Here is a 22993-nt window from a genome sequence, read left to right as displayed (position 1 = left end):
GCGGCGACGCGGTTTTCCGAGGCAATGGCGCTTGAGCGCTTGTCGCATCCGGCACCAACCCCTAGGTATGTGACATGGCCGGAGAACTTCTCGACAACAAGGGCCGGGGCGATGCAGCGTGGCAATGGCCCGCTATCCACCCCGAAGGACGAAAGATTGGCCTGATTGCAACGGCGATCAGTCTGGTGTTTCTGCTCATCTTCGACTGGGAACTGATCGGCTGGCCGCTGCTTGCGCTGAGCGCCGGGGTGTTCGCATTCTTCCGTGATCCGGAGAGGGTGGTGCCGCAAGGCGATAATTGCATCGTCTCCCCGGCGGACGGCCTTGTCTCGATGATTGCGGAGGTCGAACCGCCCGCAGAACTTCAGGGCGACGATGGCACCGGCATGCTTGGCCTACCTCCAGGTCCGGTCATTCGGATTTCGATATTCATGAGCGTCTTCGATGTTCACATTAACCGGGCTCCGATCGGCGGCGTGGTTCGGCGGTTGGTGTACATGCCCGGCAAGTTCATGAGCGCGGATCTCGACAAGGCCAGCGAAGAGAACGAACGTCAGCACATCCTGATGGAGCGCGGCGACGGCGTCGCGATCGGCTTTACCCAGATCGCCGGCCTGGTCGCGCGGCGGATTGTTCCGTTCGTAAAGCCGGGTGACATGGTGGCTGTGGGGCAGCGTGTCGGCTTGATCCGTTTCGGCAGCCGGGTGGATGTCTATTTGCCCGCTGGCACTGACGCGAAAGTCATGGTTGGCCAGAAAATGATCGCGGGTGAGACTGTTCTCGCCGAGGTCGGAAAACAGCAATTGCTGGAAGGTATTGCGCATTGATGGATGACCCGCGGATAGGACCTAAATCCACCGAGGACGAGATCCCCCAGCGGGGCCGCGGTCCGAAGGGGCTCTCGCTACGGGCTGTCGTGCCCAACGCGATTACCGCTGCGGCGCTGTGTTCCGGACTTACCGGCATTCGTTTCGCGATATCGGGCGATTGGCCGGAGGCAATTTACGCCGTGATCCTTGCCGGGGTGCTCGACGGCATCGATGGCCGGATCGCCCGCCTGCTCAAGGCCCAGTCACGATTCGGGGCGGAATTGGACAGCCTGGCGGATTCGCTTTCGTTCGGCATGGCGCCGGCGTTGATCCTGTATCTTTGGACGTTGCAGGATATCCCGCGGATTGGCTGGTTCGCTTCACTTGCTTTCGCGATATGCTGTGCCCTGCGCCTGGCTCGGTTCAACGCCCAGATCGATACCGATGACCAGCCGCACAAATCTGCGGGCTTCCTTACCGGTATTCCCGCACCCGTGGGCGCCGGTCTCGCGTTCCTGCCGTTTTACCTTTGGATGGCCACCGGAGAGGAACTGTTCCGTAACCCTGTTGCGATGAGCATCTGGATGGCGCTGATCGCGTTCCTGATGATTTCGAATGTGGCAACGCTTAGCTGGACGTCCTTGAGGCCGCGCCGCAACGTCCGGCTGGAACTCATCGCACTGGTGGGGATTATCTTCGCCGCCCTGCTGCTCGAACCGTGGTGGACATTGGCGATCATCTCAGCCGGATATATGGTGCTGGTACCTTACGGCGTAATCAAATATGGCCGGATCAAGCGGCAACGCGGAGTTTCGTCTCTCTCCGTCGACCAACAAGCCGCGGTGCCGATCCGCGAGTAATTTCGCGCATCCTGAAAGCGGGTTCGACTTGGGTAAGCTCGAACTGGGCGATCTTGTCCATCACGGAAACATATTGCTCGTCGCAGCGGACCCGCATGCTCAGGTCACGGTAGGCCATCAGGCCCCGCAGACCGCTGTCGGTCAACACAGCCACTGCGAGAACGGCTACTGCAGCGAAAAAGGCGACAATCAGAACTCCGGTCATCGTGATAACTTTCTTTCAAAGCCCTCAGTCGCCGAGGTGAAACCGGCGGACCGACTGTGGATAACTAGTGGGAAACTACGTTATAAAGCTGTTTGTTCCCGATATGATCTATGTTCTATATTTGTTCCGGCGAGTCAAGAGCATTTTGGACCAAGTTTCCCGCTCGGGCGCTTTTTACAGGGTGGCATTTTCGGAAAGTCCCCGCTAAAGCGCCGCGTCCGCCGCGATTCCCTTGCGAAAGTTCGTAAGACCGGGGCGGTCAAATTCACATGGAAAGCGCCACATACCGGTGCCTGACGCGGGAATTGAGGTTCGCCTCGGCCGCAACGGGTTCCAGCTTTCCAGAGGAACAACCGGAAGGAATTATCTTATGGCGGCACCTACCGTCTCAATGCAGCAACTGATCGAGGCCGGATCGCATTTCGGCCACCAGACCCACCGCTGGAATCCGCGCATGAAGCCGTATATTTTCGGCGCGCGTAACGGTGTTCACATCATCGACCTGTCGCAGACCGTGCCGCTGTTCGCGCGCGCTCTCGATTTCGTCACCTCCACCGCCCGTTCGGGCGGCAAGGTCCTGTTCGTCGGCACGAAGCGCCAGGCACAGGATCCGATCGCCGAAGCGGCCCGCCGCAGCGGCCAGCATTTCGTAAACCACCGCTGGCTCGGCGGCATGCTGACCAACTGGCAGACCATTTCCGGTTCGATCAAGCGGCTCAAGTCGCTTGAAGAGCAGCTTTCCGGCGAAACCTCGGGCCTGACCAAGAAGGAAGTCCTGCAATTGACGCGTGAGCGCGACAAGCTGGAAAATTCCCTCGGCGGTATCCGCGACATGGGCGGCATTCCCGACGTGATGTTCGTGATCGACGCGAACAAGGAAGAACTCGCGATCAAGGAAGCCAACGTCCTTGGTATTCCGGTCGTTGCGATCCTCGACACCAATGTCGATCCTTCGGGCATTTCCTTCCCGGTTCCGGGTAACGACGATGCCAGCCGTGCTGTGCGCCTGTATTGCGACGCGATCGCCGATGCGGTCATCGCGGGCAAGGGCGGCGCCGTTGTCGACTCCGGCGTCGATGTCGGCGAAATGGCTGAGCCACCGGCGGAAGCCACCGCCTGAGAACGGCCCGGGCTCCGCTAAGGAACCCGAACCGTCACATTTGCTAATTAGGGCGCCGGACCAGTCAGGAACTGACGGTCCGGCGCTCGAAATCATTTAGAGAAGGATACATCTGATGGCTGCTTACACTGCCGCTGACGTAAAAGCCCTGCGCGACAAGACCGGCGCGGGCATGATGGATTGCAAGAAGGCGCTCGACGAGAACGACGGCAACATCGAAGCTGCGGTTGACGCCCTTCGTGCCAAGGGTCTCGCTGCTGCCCAGAAGAAATCGAGCCGGACAGCCGCAGAAGGCCTCGTTGGTGTCGCCGTTTCAGGCACCAAGGGTGTCGCGGTTGAAGTGAACTCCGAAACCGATTTTGTCGCCAAGAACGAACAGTTCCAGGATTTCGTCCTCAAGACCACCGAAGCCGCACTTGATGTGTCCGGCGATGATGTCGACGCGCTCAAGTCGGCGGCCTATCCCGGCGGCGGCACTGTCGCTGACAAGCTGACCGACAATGTCGCTACCATCGGTGAAAACCAGCAGGTCCGCCGGCTCAAGAGCGTTTCAGTGAACAGCGGCATCGTCGTGCCTTACGTGCACAACGCCGCGGCTACCAACCTCGGCAAGATCGGCGTGCTGGTTGCGCTGGAAAGCGAAGCCGGTGCCGACGTGCTCGAACCGCTGGGCAAACAGCTCGCCATGCATATTGCTGCAGCATTCCCACAGGCGCTGAACGCCGAAGGGCTCGATGCAGACCTGATCGAACGCGAACGCGCAATCGCCGCTGAAAAGGCATCTGAAAGCGGCAAGCCCGCTGATGTGCAGGCCAAAATGGTCGACGGCGCGATCAAGAAGTTCGCCAAGGAAAACGCGCTGCTCAGCCAAGTCTTCGTCATGGACAACAAGACCTCCATCGAAGACGTGGTTGCCAAGGCCGCCAAGGACGCGGGTACCGCGATCACCCTGACCGACTACGTCCGCTTCCAGCTGGGTGAAGGTATCGAGAAGGAAGAAAGCGACTTCGCGGCGGAGGTTGCCGCAGCCGTCAAAGGCTAAGCTGTAGCAAGCACTTGAACGCCAAACGGGCAGGGTGACGCAGGTCATCCTGCCCGTTTTTCGTTTGTGGCAGGAAGGGCGCTGGCAAGAAACATCTGGTTCTCCTGATAGAAGCGCAAATCGACTTGTGCGTCGGAGGGTTTGGCAGCAAATCCCGTTTGATTAGCGGTGGAACCTTTCCGGCCGTGCCATCGGGGTCATTGCGATGCCGGAGTTCATTTCCAACACCCTGCTGATCTTCATCCTCGTCGGCTTCGCGGCGCAGCTCGTCGACGGAGCGCTGGGCATGGCTTTCGGGGTGATCTCCACGACCGTGCTGATCAGCCTGGGGGTTCCGCCGGCAGTAGCCTCCGCCGGGGTGCACGCGGTCGAATGCGTAACAACCGGAGTATCGGGCCTCAGCCACTTGCATCACCGGAACATCGACTGGACATTGTTCCGGCGGCTCGCGATCCCGGGCGTCATTGGCGGTATTATCGGCGCCTATGTGCTGAGCAATGTCGATGCCGCAGTCATCAAGCCGTTCATTCTAGCCTATCTCGCCACGATCGGTCTGGTGCTGGTCTATCGCGGCTGGCGTTATCCGCCGCAGTTGAAGCAGCCGCGCTATGTTGCCCCGCTCGGATTGGCGGGTGGGTTCCTCGATGCCGCTGGCGGTGGCGGCTGGGGGCCCGTGGTTACCTCGAACCTGCTGGTTCAGGGTGCTTCGCCGCGCAAGACGATCGGCACGGTCAACAGTGCCGAGTTCTTCCTGACCGTTGCGATTTCCGTGACCTTCCTGCTGTCACTTGGCTTCGAGGTGGTAACCCAAGCGACGGTCGGCCTGCTGATCGGCGGAGTGATCGCCGCACCACTTGGTGCAGTCGTGGCGAAGCGCATCCCCGCCAAGCCCTTACTGTTATTGGTCGGCGTCATCCTGACAATCACCAGCGGTTACGGGATCATCAAAGCCTTCACGTAACGTGCTTCTTTGACTGCAAAATCTTCCGGCGCAAAAAACCTTCGGTTCGTCTCGGACGCCGAAACCAAAAATCGCGATATCCGTATTTCTCCTGCCTCTTCAAGAAGGTAGAAAGAGTAGGATGTCATGAACAACGATCGTAACCAGTCAAACGAGAACCAGGCAAACCAGGGCCAGGATGGCCAAACCCAGACCGGTCAGAACCAGGCAGGGCAAAACCACTCAGGCCAGAATCAAGCGGGCCAGAATCAGGCTGGTCAGGACCAGCAAGGTCAGAACCGCCGACCGGGCCAAGCTGGTGAGACCGGCCAAAACCAGGGCCAGCAGGAACAGCAGGAACGGTCTAGGCAGCCCGGAAGTCAGGACTCGTCCACTGAAGGTCAGAGTCGCGAGCGTCAGCAAGACTGATACTTGTCAGACCTAAGCAGGAGGCCGCCAGTTTGGCGGCCTCCTTGCGTTCGGCGTATCGCTCTATTTTCCCCGCAGTTCTATCAACCAGATCGTCGGCCGGGTGAACAGCCTTAGCGGCAGCAAGCTTGTGCCAAGGCCTGCGCCGACGACCAGCGTCTTTCCATTTTCGTCCACTCGCCCGCAGGCATAGCGGTTGCCGTAATCGGACATGGTCGCCGGCGCTCCTCCCCAGGGATAAGCGACCTGTCCGCAATGCGTGTGTCCAGCGAGCATCAGCGGCACGCCGCGCGGCACGCGGGGGAAGGGGTCAGGACTGTGGCTCAGGATGATCCGCACGCCCTCCAGTCCCTCCATCGCCGCCAACGTACCTCGCAGGTCGGCGCGTCGAGTGTAGGCATCGTCCAGACCACCGATCGCCAGTGGACCGGCCACCACCGCCTCGTTCGCCAGTAGCGTGATGCCGTTCGCGCCCAGTTCCCGCGCAAGGCCCGGCATGTCGAACCAGTGATCGTGGTTGCCCGGCACCACGAAGGTTCCAAACCGCGAACGCAATTTGCCGAGGGGGGCGACGATCTGCTGCGGAGTATAGATATGCGTGGCGGTTCGCTTTTCGCTGACGAGGTCCCCGGCGATGGCGACTATATCCGGCTCCAGCGCGTTGACCTGCGCGACGATCTCCTCCAGCCGTTCGGGGGGCATATCCGGCCCGGCCACATGGATGTCACTGATGAGGGCGATGCGGAGCGGCGGCGCGTTGGCGGGCAGGCCCCTTATGGTCACGCTGGTGCGTTCCACCTGCGGCGTTGCCATCGTATCCGCCCACGCCTTGCCGCAACCGAGCGCAAACACCAGCGCCAGTCCAATCGCTACGTTGCGCCACCGGAACGGGCGCCGCTTGTTCACTTCCACAGGCTTTCCCTTTGCGCCGTAAGCCTCGTGCGGCTAAGGACAGCGCCCGCACCTACCTCTAACCGGAATGACCTACCCTATGACAGCCCCGCAATACAAACGCATCCTGCTGAAACTGTCGGGCGAGGTGCTGATGGGGGAGCAGGAATACGGGATTGATCCGGCTTATGTCGTGCGGCTTGCGGAAGAAGTGAAGGCGGCCATGGAAACCGGCCTCGAGGTCTGCCTGGTCATTGGCGGCGGCAACATCTTTCGCGGGGTTGCGGGGGCAGCGCGCGGTCTGGACCGGACCACGGGCGATTACATGGGCATGCTTGCCACCGTGATGAACGCGCTCGCGATGCAGAACGCGCTGGAAAAGCTTGGCGTGCCGACGCGGGTGCAGTCGGCCATTCCGATGGCTTCGGTGTGCGAACCCTACATCCGCCGCCGGGCCGAACGGCACTTGGAAAAGGGGCGGATCGTGATTTTCGCGGCAGGTACCGGAAACCCGTTTTTCACCACCGATACCGGCGCGGCGCTGCGGGCGGCGGAAATGAACTGTGATGCGCTGCTGAAGGGCACCAGTGTCGACGGCGTCTATGACCGCGATCCGAAACTGTTTCCAAACGCGGTCCGTTTCGACACAATCACTTATGGCAAGGTGCTATCCGACAATCTGAAGGTTATGGACGCTGCGGCCGTGTCGCTGTGCCGGGAAAACGACATTCCCATCGTGGTCTTTTCAATCCGCGAACGGGGCAACGTGGCCAAGGTGCTCGCGGGCGAAGGCGTTCAGACCATAGTACAAGAGGAATCCTGAGACATGGCAAAATACGACAAAGCCGATATCGAACGGCGGATGCAGGGCGCGGTGGATTCGCTGAAGAGCGATCTTAGCGGCCTCAGGACCGGCCGCGCCAATGTTGCGTTGCTCGATCCCGTGGTCGCCGAAGTTTACGGCGCAATGATGCAGTTGAGCCAGGTTGCGACCGTCTCCGCCCCCGAACCGCGGATGCTGAGCGTCCAGGTGTGGGACAAGGGCAACGTCAGCGCGGTGGAAAAGGGCATCGCCAAGGCGGGGCTGGGCCTCAACCCGATGACGGACGGGCAGACCATTCGCCTGCCGATCCCGGACCTGACCGAGGACCGCCGCAAGGATCTGGCGAAGCTGGCCGGTCAGTATGCCGAAAAAGCGCGGATCGCGATCCGCAACGTTCGCCGCGACGGGATGGAATCCCTCAAGGATGACGAGAAGAAGAAGGAAATCTCCGAGGACGAACGCAAGCGCCTCGAGGACGACGTGCAGAAGCTGACCGATAAATACGTCGCGGACGCCGATGCCGCGGCAACCGCGAAGGAAACGGAAATCCTGACGCAGTGATGCAGCGGCTGGATATATGTTCGCGAGACGAGGCTCTGTGACCAGGGCGAAACACGTCGCCATCATCATGGACGGCAACGGCCGCTGGGCGAAGCGCAAGCATCTGCCGCGAGCGATGGGCCACCAGCGCGGCGTGGAAGCGGTGCGCCGGCTGGTCCGCAGTGTCGAGAGCATGGGGGTCGAGTGCCTGACGCTCTACGCTTTCTCGAGCGAGAACTGGAACCGGCCGGACGATGAAGTGTCCGACCTCATGAACCTGATGCGCAAGTTCATCAAATCGGACCTTCCCGAATTCATTGCCAACGATGTCCGGTTGAAAATTATCGGTGATTGGCAAGGGCTTGCGCCCGATATCGTCCACATGCTCGAAGATGCTCTGGAACAGACCTCGGGTGGTTCCAACATTCTTGCGGTCGCGCTAAATTACGGCTCGCAGCAGGAAATCGCCCGGGCTGCGACAAAGGCGGCGGTGAAGGGTGCTATTACGGCGGAGAGCATTGCCGCTGAACTCGATACAGCAGACCTGCCGCCGCTCGACTTGCTGATCCGGACATCGGGCGAGGTACGGCTGTCGAATTTCCTGCTATGGCAGGCAGCTTATGCAGAAATGAGTTTTACCGACGTGTTGTGGCCCGATTTCACCCCTGAGCATTTGCAGAACGCGCTCGACGATTTCGCTACCAGGGAGCGGCGCTTTGGCGGACGCTGAGATGACTCCCGCAAATGGGACAGCAAAGGGCGCGTCGGATTTGCTTGTGCGGCTGATCTCGGCGGCGGTGATGTTGGCGCTGGCAGGGACCGCATTCTATTTCGGCGGCACGGTCCTTGACACCTTCATCGGCGTCGTGGCGCTGATCGCTTTTGTCGAACTGGTGTTGCTGATCGTGAAGGCGACGGGCAACATTTCGTTCCGGCTCGCCGCGATCCTTGCGGGCGCGGCCTATATCTTCGTCGCGGCGGGGGTGCTGGCGCAGCTTGAATCCTACTACCTGATCGCCGTGCTCGGGGTCGTGATTGCCACCGATACCGGCGGCTACCTGTTCGGCCGGACGATCGGCGGGCCCAAGATCGCGCGGCGGATATCCCCGTCGAAGACCTGGGCCGGCCTTATCGGCGCGATGCTGTGCGCCGGATTGTGGCTGTATCTCAGCGCACAGTTCTTGCTGCCCGCGCGGCTCGACGCAACGTGGGAACAGCCATTGGGCGCCGCGATTGTGGGCGCGGTTCTCGCGGTGATTGCGCAGATTGGCGACTTCTTCGAAAGCTGGCTGAAACGGAAAGCGGGCGTAAAGGACAGCTCGAAGCTCATCCCCGGACATGGCGGAGTGCTCGACCGGGTGGACGGGCTGCTTCCCGTCGCGCTGGTTGTCGGAGTGCTGAGTACGTTGCTATGAGCAAGAGGTCGATTTCCATCCTCGGCGCGACCGGCTCGGTAGGTGCCTCAACCCTCGACCTCGTGCGCCGCAACCCCGAAGCTTGGCGCGTCTCCGCGCTAACCGCGAATTGCAGCGCACAGGAACTCGCGGTGCTGGCCCGTGAATTCAGCGCGGAAATTGCCGTGGTCAGCGACGAGAGCTGCCTGCCGGAACTGCGCGAAGCCCTCGCTGGCAGCGGTGTAGAGGCTGCGGGCGGGGTCACCGCGCTGTGCGAGGCTGCTGCACGCCCGGTGGACGTGACGATCGCGGCAATCGTGGGCTGTGCCGGTCTTGCCCCCACGATGGCGGCGATTGAAACGGGCGGGACAATTGCTCTCGCTAACAAGGAAGCACTGGTATCCGCCGGTGACGTCATGACGGCAGCAATCGCCCGCACCGGAGCAACGCTGTTGCCGGTCGATTCCGAACATAACGCGATCTTCCAGTGCCTGCAGGGCAACGATGTGGCGGAGGTTCGCTGGATCACCCTGACCGCCAGTGGCGGGCCCTTCCGGACCTGGACCGCTGAGCAACTGGCGGCAGCAACGCCGGAACAGGCCGTCGCGCATCCCAATTGGGACATGGGCGCCAAAATCAGTGTCGATTCCGCCACGATGATGAACAAGGGCCTCGAATTCATCGAGGCGCACCACCTGTTTCCCGTCGGCTTGGACCGGTTACGGATCGTGATCCACCCACAGAGCGTGATCCATTCGATGGTCGAGTATCGAGATGGATCGACACTCGCACAGCTCGGCCCCTCCGACATGCGGGTGCCGATCGCATCCTGCCTCGCCTGGCCAAAGCGGATGGACACCCCCTGTACGCCGCTGGACCTGCCGGCAATCGGCGAGCTGAGTTTCTTTACGCCGGACGAGCAGCTTTTCCCCGCAACCCGCTTGGCGCGCGAGGCCGCACGGGCCGGGGGCGCGGCGCCGGCAGTGCTCAACGCGGCGAACGAAATCGCGGTGGCTGCATTCCTTGCCGGTAAGATAGGGTTCACAAATATCGCGGTATTGGTGGAGCAAGCCCTGAATCAAGAAATCCCGCCCGCGCCAGCCACCCTCGAGGATGTGCTGGCCGTGGACCGGCAAGCCCGCCATCGGGCGGCGCAGTTACTGGAGTCCTGCTGAGTGTTCGAATCGCCTCCTTTCTGGATGTACCTGATCGGTTTCCTGCTGCTGCTGGGACCGCTGGTGACGATCCATGAATTCGGCCATTACCTGGTCGGACGGTTTTTCGGCGTTAAGGCCGATGCGTTTTCTATTGGCTTCGGCAAGGAACTGGCCGGGTTTACCGACCAGCGCGGAACCCGGTGGAAACTGTCCGCACTTCCTCTTGGCGGCTACGTCCAGTTCAAGGGCGACATGAACGCGGCGAGTATGCCCGACTCCTCTGTGCGCGGGTCAGCTTCCGAAGAACCTTTCGATGGCAGCTTCCACAAAGCGGAACTGTGGAAGCGGGCGCTGATCGTTTTTGCTGGTCCCGCGACCAACATTATTGTCGCGATCGCAATCTTCGCCGCGTTCGCCATGGCGATCGGCAAGCCGGTGATCGCGCCGGTCGTCGGGGGCTTTTCGGAGCAATCGGTCGCCCGAGACGCCGGTCTTGAAATCGGTGACCGGATTACCGCGCTTAACGGTAAGCCGGTTGGGGATTTCTACGAGGTGGTTGACGAAATCCTGCCTTTCCCCGGCCGCGAACTCGTCATGTCTGTCGAGCGTGACGGCGACATGGTCACGATCCCGATCACCGCCCAAAGCGTTATCCGGACCGACCAGTTCGGTAATGAAGGGCGCGTCGGACAGATCGGTGTGATGCCCAATTCCGGTGAGTTCGTCCAACTCGGACCACTCGACTCCGTCAGCTATGCCGCATCCGAGTGCTGGAAGATCACCACCATGATGGTGAGCGGCCTGGGCCAGATCATATCCGGCGACCGTTCGGTGAAGGAACTGGGCGGCCCCATAAAAATAGCGAAATATTCCGGCGAACAGCTGTCCCTCGGGCTTTTGCCGTTCATCGGCTTTGTCGCGCTGATTTCAATTAACTTGGCATTCATTAACCTCCTGCCAATCCCCGGTCTCGATGGCGGACACCTTGCTTTTTACGCGGCCGAAGCTGTTCGCCGGAAGCCGGTCGGGGCCCGGGGCCAGGATATGGCATTTCGGGTGGGAATGGCGTTGGTGCTTGGACTGATGGTGTTTGTTACGGCGAATGACATCCTCTCGCTGCCGGTTTTCGGTAGCTAGGCGAGGTATTCGCGGGGGATCGAAGTATTTGCGCGGGGGATGGCGCGTTGCACTGCTTGATTGGGGGCGCGGCATCGGGCAGAGGGCGGCAAACTTGTTTCCGCCGTCTCGGTCCGATTGGCCGGTCTGGCGGATGCACTGGTAATTTGTAATTTGGACGGGATACCCGCGTCAATGAATGGACGGACAATGGCAGGCGAACAACATTTGAAACCTGCCGCGCGTCTCGCGCTGGCCTTGCTGGGCGGGACGATACTGGCCGGAATGCCTGCCGCGTTGGCAGCGCAGGACACCTCGGCACCGGCACCCCAACCGGCGACCCCGCAGGTCACGGTTCCGCAATTGACGCCACCGCCGGCCGCGCCGCGCTCGGACATCATCCAGACGATTACCGTCGAAGGTTCGGAGCGGCTGGAGGCCCAGACGATCCTCAGCTACATCCGGCTGCGCGTGGGCGAACCTTATACCCAGGCCGACGCCGACCAGGCGCTGAAAGACCTCGCTGCGACCGAATTGTTCTCCAATTTCAGCGTGCGCAACGATGGCGGCAATGTCGTGATCAACGTCACGGAAAACCCGGTCATCAATCGTATCATCCTGGAAGGCAACAAGCGTATCAAGGACGATAAGATCGTCCCTGAAATCAAGCTTGCCCCCCGTCAGATCTTCACCCGCTCGAAAGTCCGCGCCGACGTTGCGAGGATCATCGAGCTGTACAAGCGGCAGGGCCGGTTTGCCGCAACCGTCGAACCCAAGATGGTCCAGCTGAGCCAGAACCGGGTCGATATCGTGTTCGAGATTTCCGAAGGCCCCAAGTCCAAGGTTCGCCAGATCAACATCATCGGCAACGAACAGTTTTCCGATAGCGATCTGCGCGGTGAAATGGTCACCAAGCAGGCGCGGCTGACCAGCTTCCTCAGTTCCAACACCAGCTACGACCCGGACCGGCTGGCGTTCGACCAGCAGAAACTGCGGCAGTTTTATCTCACCGAAGGATACGCCGATTTCCGGGTTGTCTCGGCCGTTGCCGAATTGACCCCGGACAAGCGCGACTTCATCATCACCTATGTGGTCGAAGAAGGCGAACGCTACAAATTCGGCGATGTTAAGGTCGAAAGCGAATTGCGCGATTTCGACAGCGAGCGGATGACCGAAAACCTCCGGATGAAATCCGGCGACTGGTACGACGCGAAAGCCGTGGAAGACACCGTCGAGCAACTCAGCGAGTTGGCCGGAACTTTCGGCTATGCGTTTGCCGAGGTGCAGCCCGACTTCAGCCGCAACAAGGAAGACCTCACGATGGACATTACCTATGTCCTGAGGGAGGCACCGCGAGTGTATGTCGAGCGGGTCGATGTGAACGGCAATACCCTGACGCAGGACAAGGTTCTGCGCCGGGAGTTCCGCGTCGCGGAAGGCGATGCGTTCAACTCGCTGCAGGTCAAGCGGACAACCAACCGGATCAAGTCGCTCGGGTTTTTCCAGGAAAACTTCGAAGTCGAACAGAAGCCCGGCAGCGAGCCCGACCGGATCATCCTGGAAGCCAACGTCGAAGAACAGCCGACGGGTGAATTGCAGCTGTCAGCCGGTTTCTCCTCGATCGAGAGCTTCATCCTGTCCGGATCGATCCGCCAGCGTAACTTTCGCGGGCGCGGCCAGACGGTCGGTGCCAGCGTCAATTACTCGCGCTATTCGCGCTCGTTCAATCTGAGCTTCGCGGAACCGTACCTGTTCGACCGGAACATTTCAGCCGGGATCGATTTGTACCGGCGCGATTTCAACAGCTTCAATTTTGCCAACAGCGAACGCAACACCACCTTCGAACAGGCAACCACCGGCGCGTCTTTGCGGCTCGGCGTACCGCTGACCGAATATCTTTCGCTGATCGGCAGCTATACCTTCAATTACGATGACGTGTCGCTCGATCAGAACCAGTTCTTCAGTGACCGTGACGGTGACGGAACGCGTACCTGCGACCCGATCCTGGCGGGCCGGTTCCTGTGCGATGCGATCGGCAAGCGGACCAGCTCGATCCTCGGCGCGACATTGGCGTATGATGCGACCGACAGCCGGTTCCGTCCGACGCGCGGTAACTCTGCGTCGCTGGGCCTGGAATTTGCCGGCCTGGGCGGCTCGGTAAAATATCTCCGGGCGCGGGGCAGGGCAGCGCAATACTGGAACGTGTTCAACGGTTTCATCCTGTCCGCCACGGCGGAAGGCGGCTACATCAAGGGCTTCGAGGACCGCGGGCCGGGCAGCGATAATATTCGCCTGAACGACCGCTTTTTCCTGGGTGAGCCCGATTTGCGCGGCTTTGACATTCGCGGCGTCGGCCCGCGCGTGGTTCGCCTCCCGTATGTCGATGACGATGACGATGCGACGACGCCGCCCGTCCTGCTGACCATCGACGAAGCGCGGGAACAGAACACACTGATCGACGACGCCATTGGCGGGAAAGCGTATTACCGTGGCCGCGTCGAGCTTGAAATACCGCTCGGCAGCGGTGCCCGGGAACTGGGTCTGCGTCCCTCGATCTATGCCGATGTCGGCGCGTTGTTCAGTGTGACCGAGCCGATCCTGCAGGATTTCCCGAACGGAATTCCGCAGGTGAATGCCAACGGCGAATTGCTGTATCTGCAACCCGGCGTTAATGATGATGGCGATCCGGTCCAGTTGCCGGTCACCAACCCGATCGCGCCGGACGGTTCGACAAATCCGCAGTTTTTTGATACCAGTCGCCGCTTCCGCGAAGTCTTCGTCGGCGATTCCCCGAGCCCACGTGTAGTGATCGGTGTCGGGGTCAACTGGAATTCGCCGTTTGGGCCGTTCCGGATCGATTTCGCCCATGCGCTGAAAACAGTCGAGGGCGATGACACCAAGAAATTCTCGTTTAACGTAGGAACACAATTCTAATGAAAACTCTTCTCAAGCCGGTCTTCGCGGCCGGACTCATGTTGACTGCCTCGGTTCCCTTCCTTGCCGCGCCCGTTGCCGCACAGCAGGTTGCCCAGGGTATCGGAGTTGTAAACCTTCCGGCCGCGGTCGCAAATGCGAACGCTTTCAAGATCGCGGAGCAGCAGCGCCCGACAACGTACAAGCCGCAAATCGATCAAGCGAACGCGCGCCGTGACCAATTGTCCGCGCAATTGCAGCCGATGATCGACAAATTCCGCGCCGACGAGCAAGCCAATGTTGCGCAGGCGACATTGCAGCAGCAAGCCCAGCAGATTCAGCAGATCCAGCAAGCTGGCCAGCAGGAATTGCAGCAGTTGGTCCAGCCCGTCGCACTCAGCCGCGCCTATGTTCAGGAACAGATCGAAGATCAATTGGACAAGGCAGTTCAGGCGGCCGCGACCAAGCGGAAGATCACGCTCATTCTCGATGTGTCGTCCGGCACCGTGCTGTTCGCCGATGCGAAATACAACATGACGCAGGACGTGATCAACGAGATCGACGCACTTCTGCCTAACGCGCAGCTGGTACCCCCTCCGGGTTGGCTGCCGCGCGAACAGCGCGAACGGCAGGCGGCGGAAAACGCGGCCCAGGCTGCCCAGAACGGTACGGCTCCAGCTGCGACGCCGGCGCCCCAGCAGCCAACCGGCCGTTAAGCCGAATAGCGAGAATGAGGCAGGGCACATGAGTGAAGCAAGCGGCGCGCCCGCTTACGATATCGGGCAGATACTCAAGGCCCTGCCGCATCGCTATCCGCTGCTGCTGGTAGACCGCGTCCAATCGCTGACCATCGGCGAAGAAATCCACGCCATCAAGGCAGTCAGCTTTAATGAGCAGTTCTTCCAGGGTCATTTTCCGGGACGCCCGATCATGCCCGGCGTACTCCAGATCGAGGCGATGGCGCAGGCCGCAGCAATCCTCGCGATCGAAACGCTGGAACTCGCGGGATCCGGCAAGCTGGTCTACTTCATGGCGATCGAGGAAGCGAAGTTCCGCAATCCGGTCGAACCGGGCTGCCTGCTCGACCTGCATGTCGGATTTGTCCAGAAACGGGCACGGGTATGCAAGTTCTGGGGCCGCGCGATGGTTGGTGACAAGATTGCCAGCGAAGTGAAGTTCACTGCGATGATCGCCGATCCTCCAGCGGACGCGAGCTGACGCCGCTAACTTTCCGGTTGTAATTCACGGCGCGCCGCCTTAGAGGCGCGCCTTTCCAATTCACCATCATTGCCAGGCCGGTCGGTACCGGTCACCTGCACGGAGATTTGAGCCATGAAGGCCGATACGCACCCCCAGTACCACACCATCAACGTCAAAATGACCGATGGCACCGAATTTCAGACACGCTCCACCTGGGGCACCGAAGGCGCCACCATGACGCTTGAAATCGATCCGACCAGCCACCCGGCATGGACGGGCGGCAAGCAGCAGATCCAGGAAGGCGGCCGTGTGGCCCAGTTCAACAAGCGTTTCGGCGGGCTCACTCTCAAGAAGTGATCCGGCACCGGGTCAACGCCCGGCAGCATTGCGAAATACGAAAAGGGCGGCCTGCAGGGGCCGCCCTTTTTGCGTCGCCTTACAGAATGGCCTGCCTCAGCCCCAAGGCTTTTCGCGGTACCACTTGGTGATCACGTATTTCACGCCGGAACGGACCTTCATTCCGTGGTGGAGGGTGTTGGGATTGACGCTGCCGTCGGGGCGCCGGTTGTTCCAACAGAGCAACTTTCCTGTCTGGGGCCGGAAAATCTTGCCCAACACCTTGAACCGTGTGCCGCCGCCGCTCGCAACTTCGTTCAGGTAAACCATGAAGGTCCAGCTGCGCTGTCCGGCGACCGAGCAATAAGTGTCGTAATCCCGGCCATCCGGAGCAAAATAGTCGGTGTGCGGCTTGAACTCCTGGCCGATATCGTAGCGCTGGCCTTGCACCGGTTCACCGAACCGCGCTTCGATCCCCGACAGCGCCAGGAGCTTTCGTTCCAGTTCCTGCACCGCCGGTTCGCCCGGGTCGAGGTCGCAGGTCTCGCTTGTGCGGAAATAATGGTCGCCATTGTCGTCCGCGATGGTGGAAGGGCGGCGGCCCGCATCAATCAGTTCGATCAGCGCGCGGCAACTGTCCGTGTCGAGGAAATTCCGCAGCTGGAAAATTTCCAGCTTGCTGGATGGTATGCGCTGCACTCCCGGCACGCGGGTCAGAAGTTCGGCGCTGGATTCGCAAGGCGCTGACATCGCGGACAGAGATGACCCAACCGATGCCGCTGGGCAAGCGTTGTAATAATCTTACGCAAAATCGACTCCGGCGAAGTTTTTACTTCCCAAATGAGGGTAGCTATGCAACAGGCTCGCCCCCTTGCTGGAAGCGACTTGACCGCCGCTTCTGCAAGCGTATCAGCCCCACTACATAGCACGCCATTCGGCAGGCTTTGGGGCATGTGGCGATCGTAGCTCAGTTGGTTAGAGCGCCGGTTTGTGGTACCGGAGGTCGGGGGTTCAAGACCCCTCGATCGCCCCATTTTCCCCAATCTACCCTGCCTGGTCGGGTGCAGCAATCAAGTGCGGCAGCCACCGGCAGTGGGCCCGTGCAACAGCGGGACGGCATCGATGACGGCATTTTGGACCGAAGCGGATTTTGACGACCACGAACTGGTCCAGCTGGTGCGGGACCGCGAGTCCGGCCTGACTGCGATCATTGCGCTGCATTCTACGCATCTGGGGCCTGGCGCTGGCGGCACCCGTTTCTGGCACTACCCCGACAGCAAGGATGCGCTGCGCGATGCGCTTCGCCTGTCACGCGGGATGAGTTACAAGAACGCCATGGCCGGTTTGCCGATGGGCGGCGGCAAGGCCGTGATCCTCGCACCTGCAAGTGGCGGCAAGACTCCCGAACTGCTGGCCGCGTTCGGCGATGCGGTCGAAGCGCTGCATGGCCGCTATGTCACCGCCGAGGATGTCGGCATCGCCGAGGCCGACATGGTGGCAGTTTCGCGCCGCACCAACTACGTCTCCGGCCTTCCGGTCGAAGGCGCCGAATCCGCTGGCGGCGATCCCGGACCGTTCACCGCGATGGGCATTTTTCACGGCATCAAGGCCGCTGTCCGGCACAAACTCAGCAAGGATACTTTGACCGGGGTTCGCGTAGCGGTGCAGGGGACCGGCAGCGTCGGCGGCGGCGTTGCCCGGCTCCTGGCGCAGGAGGGCGCCCGGTTGGTGCTGTCCGATATCAACCGCGACCGCGCGGCGGCTCTCGCCAGCGAACTCGACGCCGAAACAGCCGCGCCCGACGCGGTCATGAGCATTGCCTGCGATGTTTTCAGTCCCAACGCGCTCGGCGCAATCCTCGATGACGAAGGCATTGCGCGGCTGGACGCGGCGATCGTCGCGGGAGGAGCCAACAACCAGTTGGCCCGTGCAGGACACGGGCAATTGCTGGCGGATCGGGGCATCCTTTACGCTCCCGATTACGTCATCAACGCCGGCGGGATCATCAGTGTGACGCTGGAATACCTCGCACGCCAGAAGGGCGAATCCTGCGACATCAACGAAGTTCGCAAGCGCCTCGTCCAGATCCCTGGCCGACTGGAGGAAATCTGGCAGCAATCGGATGAAACCGGTGTGTCACCCGATGTCGTTGCAGACCGGATGGCCCAGAAGCTGATCGGGCGCTAAATCCGGTAGTTTACGCCTAGTTTCCCTTGCGGGGCGTGGTGCGTCCTGCCAAAGCAGCGTCCACACGGAACGCTCAACAATGCATGGCTTTGCAAACCCCAAGCGCTTTCTCGAAATCGCGCGCTGGCTTACCCCGACACTGCTGATCAGCGGACTGATCATCACGGCTGCGGCGCTTGGCTGGGGTTATTTTCGGGTGCCGCCCGACCGGCTGATGGGCGAAACCGTCCGGATCCTGTTCCTGCACGTACCCTCGGCATGGCTGGGCATGGGCGGCTGGACTGCGATTGCGATTTCCAGCCTCGTATTCCTTGTCTGGCGGCATCCGCTGGCCAGCCTCGCGGCACGCGGGGCGGCGGTGCCCGGATTGGTCTTTACCGTGATCTGCCTTGCCACCGGATCGATCTGGGGGCGGCCGACATGGGGCACCTGGTGGGTGTGGGACGGGCGGCTGACCTCGATGCTGGTGCTGATGTTCCTCTATATCGGTTATATCGCGCTAGCGCAGGCGGTCAGCCGTGACGGCGGATCCAGCCGCATCCCGGCGATTTTCGGGCTGGTCGGGGCGGTCAATATCCCCATCATCAACCGTTCAGTAGTGTGGTGGCAGTCGCTGCACCAGCCTCCCAGCATCACGATGGGCAAGAGCGCGATAGATAACGAATTCCTGATTCCGCTGCTCATTGCAGTGCTTGGGTTCTCGCTGCTGTTCGGCGGCGTCGTGCTTGCCCGAATGCGCGCGCTGCTGGCTGAAATCCAGACCGAAGCCCGTTTGCGCCGCAGGGCGCTGGGCGCGGAAGTAGCCTGATGCGCGAAGGGCTGGACCAGCAGCTGTTCGTCGTCGCAGCCTATGCGGCGGGAGTGATCGCAACGCTGGCGCTGGTCGCCTGGAGCTGGCTCGCCATGCGCGCAGCCGAGAAACGCCGTGATGAAGTGAGACGAAAATGACCACCGGACTTAAGGCCAAACATCAGCGATTGATCCTCATCGTGATCGCCTTGGTCGCGCTGGTCGGCGCTGGTTTGCTGGCCGCGTACGCGCTGCGCAGCCAGGCGAGCTATTTCTATGTTCCGGCACAGATGGTTGCCGATCCTCCGACCCCCGGCGATGCGGTGCGGCTGGGCGGAATGGTGCAGGCGGGTTCGCTCAAGACCGAAGCTGACGGCGTGACGTTCTCGTTCGTTGTCGGCGACGGGGAAGCAACCGTTCCTGTGCGCTTTGCAGGCATCTTGCCCGACCTGTTCATCGAGGGCTCGGGCGTCGTTGCGGAAGGTCGGCTCGATCCCGGCGGAACTTTCGTGGCCGACAATCTGCTTGCCAAGCATGATGAGAATTACGTGCCGCGCGAACTTGAAGAAATGACCGAGCAACAAGCGCGCGAAGTGGTGGCGGAAACCTCGGCCGGACCGCAGGATCCCGGCGCGTGATCGCTGAACTCGGACTTGCGGCATTGTGGCTTGCAGCGGCGCTTGCCGCGCTGCAACTGGTCGCTGGCGCACTCGCACAGCGGGAAGGCGGGGCTGAACTGGCACAATTGGTCCGGCCAGCCGCGATCGTACAGGGGCTGCTTGCCGGTTTCTCCTTCCTGATGCTGCTGGTGCTGTTCGCGCAGACCGACCTTTCGGTAAAGCTGGTGGCGATGAACTCGCACTCGGAAAAGCCGATGCTGTTCAAGCTGTCGGGTGCCTTCGGCAATCACGAAGGGTCGATGCTGCTCTGGATCACGGTGATGGCGCTCGCTGGCGCATTGATTGCTGCGGTGGAGCGCCGCCTGCCGGAAAAGACCATGTTGGCGACGCTCGCCGCGCAGGCCTTTGTGGGGATCGGATTCTACGCTTTCCTGCTGCTCAGTTCCAACCCGTTCGAACGGCTGCCGGTGCCTGCCATGGAAGGCATGGGCCTAAATCCGCTGCTGCAAGATATCGGCCTCGTGTTCCACCCGCCAACCCTATACATCGGGTATGTCGGACTTTCAGTCGCGTTTAGTTTTGCAGTCGGCGCCTTGCTCACCCGGCAGGTCAATCCTGATTTTGCGCGCGCTATGCGCCCCTGGGTGCTCGGCGCGTGGATTTTCCTGACACTGGGTATCACCGCAGGCAGTTACTGGGCCTATTACGAACTCGGCTGGGGCGGCTGGTGGTTCTGGGATCCGGTAGAGAATGCCAGCCTGATGCCGTGGCTAGCAGCAACTGCACTGCTCCATTCCGCCAGCGTCCTAGCGTCCCGTGATGCTTTGCGGGCGTGGACAATCATGCTTGGCGTGGTCGCGTTCTCGATGTCGATGGTCGGCACGTTCCTTGTGCGGTCTGGCATCCTGACCAGCGTCCACGCTTTTGCGGTCGATCCGGAGCGGGGCACCTTCATTCTCGGACTGCTTGTCCTGTATATCGGCGGCGCGCTTCTGCTTTTCGCCCTGCGCGCGGGCACGGTGTCGGAAGGCGAGCGGTTCTCTGCGACCAGCCGCGAGGGTGCGCTGGTGTTCAACAACGTGATGCTTTGCGCGATCCTCGGGATTGTGCTGGTCGGCACGCTATACCCGCTGGTCACCGAAGCCTTCGATGTCAGGGTCTCGGTCGGGCCGCCATACTTCAACCCGGTAGGAGCGATCTTCGTGGTTCCGATGCTGATCGTGATGGCGGTCGGGCCGCTGCTGCGCTGGCGGCGGGACAGCCTGGCGCGCATTCGATTGCCGCTTGTGATCGTGGGATCGGTCTCGTTCGCGGCGCTGATCCTGGTGTCACTGCTGACCTCGATTGCGATCCTGCCGCTGCTTGGATTGGTCCTTGCTCTCGGCCTGGCCATCGCCAGCTTCATGCCGATCCGGGGGCGCAAGCTGCGGCTGCTGCCGATTGCGACCTGGGGCATGATGATCGCCCATTTCGGAATCGCCGTTGCGCTGTTCGGTATGGCGAGCGAAACCGCGTTTTCCGAGGAGACGCTGGCCGCCGTTGAAGTGGGCGGGAGTACCGAGGTTGGCCCGTGGACTGTCGTACTGGCGGAAGTCAGGCCGACCGCGGGGCCCAACTGGACTGCGCTGGAGGGCCGCCTGATGGTCAGCTACGACGGCGGAGCCGCCACCGAAACCGACCCGCAATCCCGGAATTTCTGGGCACCCGCTCAAGAAACTACGGAAAGCGCCCTGACCACTCGCTGGAACGGCCAGCTTTATTCGGTCATCGGGCGCCAGGCTGGTGACGGACGCTGGCAGCTACGCTTGTGGTGGAAACCCTTCGTGACCTTCATCTGGTATGGCGGGATGCTGATCGCGCTCGGCGGTGTGCTGGCGCTCATCGGGCGGGTAATGGCCGACCTGAAGCGGCGCAGCATCAGGGCGCGCACGGCAAGCCGGCGAGCGGAGGCGGCCCAATGATCCGCTGGACAGTCTGGGTTCCGCTAGCGCTGTTCATGCTGTTCATTGGCTTCGCGGCCTATCAGCTGACCCAGCCGAAGGATGAATTCATCGCCAGTACCATGATCGGCGAGCCCTTGCCGCAATTCGATCTGCAACCGGCGAGCGTCGACCGACCCGGTCTGACAACGCAGGATTTGCGCGATGGAAAGCCGCGGCTGCTTAACGTCTGGGCCAGCTGGTGTGTGCCGTGTGTCGCCGAGGCCCCCCATCTTGAAGCGCTCCGCCGGCAGGGCGCGGATATCGTCGGTGTGGCGATTCGCGACCGGCCCGAGGATGTGGCGAGGTTCCTGGCCAATTACGGCAATCCCTATAGCCGGATCGGGTCCGACGATCTTTCCGAATTGCAATTGGCGATAGGGTCTTCCGGGGTCCCCGAGACCTTTGTGATCGATGGGCAGGGCATCATTCGTTACCAGCACCTGGGCGATGTCCGCGCGGATGATGTGCCCGTGCTGATGCGCGAACTGGCGGCGGCACAATGATCGCCGTTCGCAGGTTTCTCAAAGTGCTGGCCGTGTGGCTTGCAGCAATGGCAATCCCGGTTGCGGCACAGGATTCCATGCCGCCCGCTCCCTATGCCTACAACCAGCTGGCCGATCCGCAGCAGGAGGCCGCCGCGCAGGATCTGATGGAAACGCTGCGCTGTCTCAAGTGCCAGAGCCAGTCGATCGCCGATAGTGACGCTCCGATGGCAGGCGACATGCGCCACCAGGTTCGGACCCGCATTGCCGCCGGGGAAGAGCCGGAGGCCGTTCGTGCATGGTTGGTCGCGCGTTACGGCGATTATGTCAGTTATGCCCCGACGGTGAGCAAGACGACGTGGCCGTTGTTCGCGGTACCGCTGCTGCTGGTGTTGCTGGCAGGCTTTATTCTTTGGCGCCGATTGAGGACGCGTTCATGATCTGGATCCCCTTGATCGCACTTGCGGTGCTCGCGTTCGTGCTGGCCGCGTTCGTGGTCAAGCTGCCGCGAAGCGGGTGGGCGCTGTTCGGTGCCGCGTTGCTGTTCGGGCTGGCCGGATACGCGCTGCAAGGCTCGCCGGGATTGGCGGGTTCGCCAACTACTCCTTTACCCGAAGCCAATGCCGGCAATCTGGCTTTGGTAGAGGCGCGGCGACAAATGTTCGATCCGAGCCGTCCGCCGAGCCGCTACGTCACCGTGGCCGACGGCTTTGCCCGGCGCGGCCAGTTTGAGGATGCGGCGGGCATTCTCAGCGGGGCCGTGTCGCAGAATTCCAACGATGGCGAGGCGTGGCTGGCACTTGCCAACGCTCTGGTGGAACATGCCGATGGCTCGCTGACGCCCGCTGCCCTGTATGCCTATGGACAGGCGCAGGCCGTGTTGCCGAACCACCCTGGTCCAGCCTATTTCCTTGGCGTGTCGCTGATCCGGTCCGGCCGCCCGCTGGAAGCGCGGAAATTGTGGGCGGAAACCCTGGAACAGGCCCCCGCGGACGCACCGTGGCGGGCGCAGATGGTGGAACGGATGGCGCGGCTCGATGAACTGCTGATGCAGGCTGTCCGCGAGTGATGCCGCAGCGGCAGGGTAGGTTGGCTATCGGTTGCGGGTCCAAAGTGATGCTGCTAATCGCCGCCACCGCCCCTTGCGCCGCTTGAAAG

26 protein-coding genes and 1 tRNA gene are annotated in these 22993 nt (G+C 61.5%); 24 read left to right on the top strand and 3 right to left on the bottom strand.

Annotation, left to right across the window (positions count from 1 at the left end; all coding sequences use genetic code 11):
• The first annotated feature begins 74 nt into the window (after positions 1-74).
• From GRI65_RS05700 to GRI65_RS05680, 5 genes are all read left to right on the top strand, one after another.
• Complete coding sequence (locus tag GRI65_RS05700; RefSeq protein WP_160755498.1) at positions 75-827, top strand: phosphatidylserine decarboxylase; 753 nt, start codon at positions 75-77, stop codon at positions 825-827.
• Positions 827-1669 (top strand): CDP-diacylglycerol--serine O-phosphatidyltransferase, encoded by an 843-nt coding sequence (gene pssA / locus GRI65_RS05695; protein ID WP_160755497.1) that lies wholly within the window; start codon positions 827-829, stop codon positions 1667-1669. The genes GRI65_RS05700 and pssA overlap by 1 nt, the downstream gene beginning before the upstream one ends.
• 575 nt (positions 1670-2244) lie before the next feature.
• The gene (gene rpsB, locus GRI65_RS05690; RefSeq protein ID WP_160755496.1) at positions 2245-2994 is read left to right on the top strand and encodes a 30S ribosomal protein S2; all 750 of its coding nucleotides are present in this window, start codon (positions 2245-2247) and stop codon (positions 2992-2994) included.
• A gap of 115 nt (positions 2995-3109) precedes the next feature.
• Positions 3110-4036, top strand: a complete 927-nt coding sequence (gene tsf / locus GRI65_RS05685; RefSeq protein WP_160755495.1) for a translation elongation factor Ts — start codon at positions 3110-3112, stop codon at positions 4034-4036.
• A gap of 205 nt (positions 4037-4241) precedes the next feature.
• Complete coding sequence (locus tag GRI65_RS05680) at positions 4242-4997, top strand: sulfite exporter TauE/SafE family protein (RefSeq protein WP_160755494.1); 756 nt, start codon at positions 4242-4244, stop codon at positions 4995-4997.
• A gap of 222 nt (positions 4998-5219) precedes the next feature.
• Here the strand turns inward: GRI65_RS05680 and GRI65_RS05675 are convergent, their stop codons facing one another.
• Both GRI65_RS05675 and GRI65_RS05670 read right to left on the bottom strand, forming a co-directional pair.
• Positions 5220-5399, bottom strand: coding sequence for a hypothetical protein (locus GRI65_RS05675; protein WP_160755493.1), 180 nt, complete (start codon positions 5397-5399; stop codon positions 5220-5222).
• A gap of 69 nt (positions 5400-5468) precedes the next feature.
• On the bottom strand, positions 5469-6311 hold the full coding sequence (locus GRI65_RS05670; protein WP_332872605.1) for a metallophosphoesterase: 843 nt from the start codon (positions 6309-6311) through the stop codon (positions 5469-5471).
• 85 nt (positions 6312-6396) lie between these two features.
• Between GRI65_RS05670 and pyrH the strand changes: the two genes are divergently transcribed.
• From pyrH to rpmE, 10 genes are all read left to right on the top strand, one after another.
• Positions 6397-7119, top strand: a complete 723-nt coding sequence (gene pyrH / locus GRI65_RS05665) for a UMP kinase (RefSeq protein ID WP_160755492.1) — start codon at positions 6397-6399, stop codon at positions 7117-7119.
• A 3-nt stretch (positions 7120-7122) separates the two neighbouring features.
• Positions 7123-7680: a ribosome recycling factor gene (gene frr / locus GRI65_RS05660; RefSeq protein ID WP_160755491.1), complete on the top strand. Its 558-nt coding sequence runs from the start codon at positions 7123-7125 to the stop codon at positions 7678-7680.
• Between the two features lie 16 nt (positions 7681-7696).
• Positions 7697-8389, top strand: coding sequence for a polyprenyl diphosphate synthase (uppS, locus tag GRI65_RS05655; protein WP_160755490.1), 693 nt, complete (start codon positions 7697-7699; stop codon positions 8387-8389).
• 1 nt (position 8390) lies between these two features.
• Positions 8391-9074: a phosphatidate cytidylyltransferase gene (locus tag GRI65_RS05650; protein WP_160755489.1), complete on the top strand. Its 684-nt coding sequence runs from the start codon at positions 8391-8393 to the stop codon at positions 9072-9074.
• Complete coding sequence (locus tag GRI65_RS05645; RefSeq protein WP_160755488.1) at positions 9071-10228, top strand: 1-deoxy-D-xylulose-5-phosphate reductoisomerase; 1158 nt, start codon at positions 9071-9073, stop codon at positions 10226-10228. The genes GRI65_RS05650 and GRI65_RS05645 overlap by 4 nt, the downstream gene beginning before the upstream one ends.
• Positions 10229-11347 (top strand): RIP metalloprotease RseP, encoded by a 1119-nt coding sequence (gene rseP / locus GRI65_RS05640; protein WP_332872603.1) that lies wholly within the window; start codon positions 10229-10231, stop codon positions 11345-11347.
• 189 nt (positions 11348-11536) lie between these two features.
• The gene (bamA, locus tag GRI65_RS05635) at positions 11537-14260 is read left to right on the top strand and encodes an outer membrane protein assembly factor BamA (RefSeq protein ID WP_232843925.1); all 2724 of its coding nucleotides are present in this window, start codon (positions 11537-11539) and stop codon (positions 14258-14260) included.
• A complete protein-coding gene (locus tag GRI65_RS05630; protein ID WP_160755486.1) occupies positions 14260-14955 on the top strand; it encodes an OmpH family outer membrane protein in 696 nt (231 codons plus the stop codon). The genes bamA and GRI65_RS05630 overlap by 1 nt, the downstream gene beginning before the upstream one ends.
• Positions 14956-14983: 28 nt before the next feature.
• Entirely contained in the window at positions 14984-15457 is a 474-nt protein-coding gene (fabZ, locus tag GRI65_RS05625; RefSeq protein WP_160755485.1) for a 3-hydroxyacyl-ACP dehydratase FabZ, read from the top strand.
• Positions 15458-15571: 114 nt separating this feature from the next.
• Positions 15572-15796: a 50S ribosomal protein L31 gene (rpmE, locus tag GRI65_RS05620; RefSeq protein ID WP_160755484.1), complete on the top strand. Its 225-nt coding sequence runs from the start codon at positions 15572-15574 to the stop codon at positions 15794-15796.
• 96 nt (positions 15797-15892) lie between these two features.
• Here the strand turns inward: rpmE and GRI65_RS05615 are convergent, their stop codons facing one another.
• On the bottom strand, positions 15893-16525 hold the full coding sequence (locus tag GRI65_RS05615; protein WP_160755483.1) for a prolyl hydroxylase family protein: 633 nt from the start codon (positions 16523-16525) through the stop codon (positions 15893-15895).
• A gap of 206 nt (positions 16526-16731) precedes the next feature.
• Between GRI65_RS05615 and GRI65_RS05610 the strand changes: the two genes are divergently transcribed.
• From GRI65_RS05610 to GRI65_RS05575, 9 genes are all read left to right on the top strand, one after another.
• A tRNA-His gene (locus tag GRI65_RS05610) sits at positions 16732-16808 on the top strand.
• An 89-nt stretch (positions 16809-16897) separates the two neighbouring features.
• On the top strand, positions 16898-17962 hold the full coding sequence (locus GRI65_RS05605) for a Glu/Leu/Phe/Val family dehydrogenase (protein WP_160755482.1): 1065 nt from the start codon (positions 16898-16900) through the stop codon (positions 17960-17962).
• A gap of 79 nt (positions 17963-18041) precedes the next feature.
• Entirely contained in the window at positions 18042-18770 is a 729-nt protein-coding gene (gene ccmC, locus GRI65_RS05600; RefSeq protein WP_160755481.1) for a heme ABC transporter permease CcmC, read from the top strand.
• Positions 18770-18910, top strand: a complete 141-nt coding sequence (locus GRI65_RS15100) for a hypothetical protein (protein ID WP_202391120.1) — start codon at positions 18770-18772, stop codon at positions 18908-18910. Before ccmC ends, GRI65_RS15100 begins: the two co-directional genes overlap by 1 nt.
• On the top strand, positions 18907-19389 hold the full coding sequence (gene ccmE / locus GRI65_RS05595) for a cytochrome c maturation protein CcmE (RefSeq protein WP_160755480.1): 483 nt from the start codon (positions 18907-18909) through the stop codon (positions 19387-19389). Before GRI65_RS15100 ends, ccmE begins: the two co-directional genes overlap by 4 nt.
• Positions 19386-21332: a heme lyase CcmF/NrfE family subunit gene (locus GRI65_RS05590; RefSeq protein ID WP_160755479.1), complete on the top strand. Its 1947-nt coding sequence runs from the start codon at positions 19386-19388 to the stop codon at positions 21330-21332. Before ccmE ends, GRI65_RS05590 begins: the two co-directional genes overlap by 4 nt.
• Complete coding sequence (locus GRI65_RS05585) at positions 21329-21856, top strand: DsbE family thiol:disulfide interchange protein (RefSeq protein WP_160755478.1); 528 nt, start codon at positions 21329-21331, stop codon at positions 21854-21856. The genes GRI65_RS05590 and GRI65_RS05585 overlap by 4 nt, the downstream gene beginning before the upstream one ends.
• Positions 21853-22275 (top strand): cytochrome c-type biogenesis protein, encoded by a 423-nt coding sequence (locus tag GRI65_RS05580; protein WP_160755477.1) that lies wholly within the window; start codon positions 21853-21855, stop codon positions 22273-22275. Before GRI65_RS05585 ends, GRI65_RS05580 begins: the two co-directional genes overlap by 4 nt.
• Positions 22272-22904: a tetratricopeptide repeat protein gene (locus tag GRI65_RS05575; RefSeq protein ID WP_160755476.1), complete on the top strand. Its 633-nt coding sequence runs from the start codon at positions 22272-22274 to the stop codon at positions 22902-22904. Before GRI65_RS05580 ends, GRI65_RS05575 begins: the two co-directional genes overlap by 4 nt.
• Positions 22905-22993: the final 89 nt, after the last annotated feature.

The organism is Allopontixanthobacter sediminis (assembly GCF_009828115.1).
GTDB classification, from domain to species: Bacteria; Pseudomonadota; Alphaproteobacteria; order Sphingomonadales; family Sphingomonadaceae; genus Allopontixanthobacter; species Allopontixanthobacter sediminis.
Note: the sequence above shows the minus strand (reverse complement) of the source record. Positions and strands in the feature narration are given on the sequence as shown.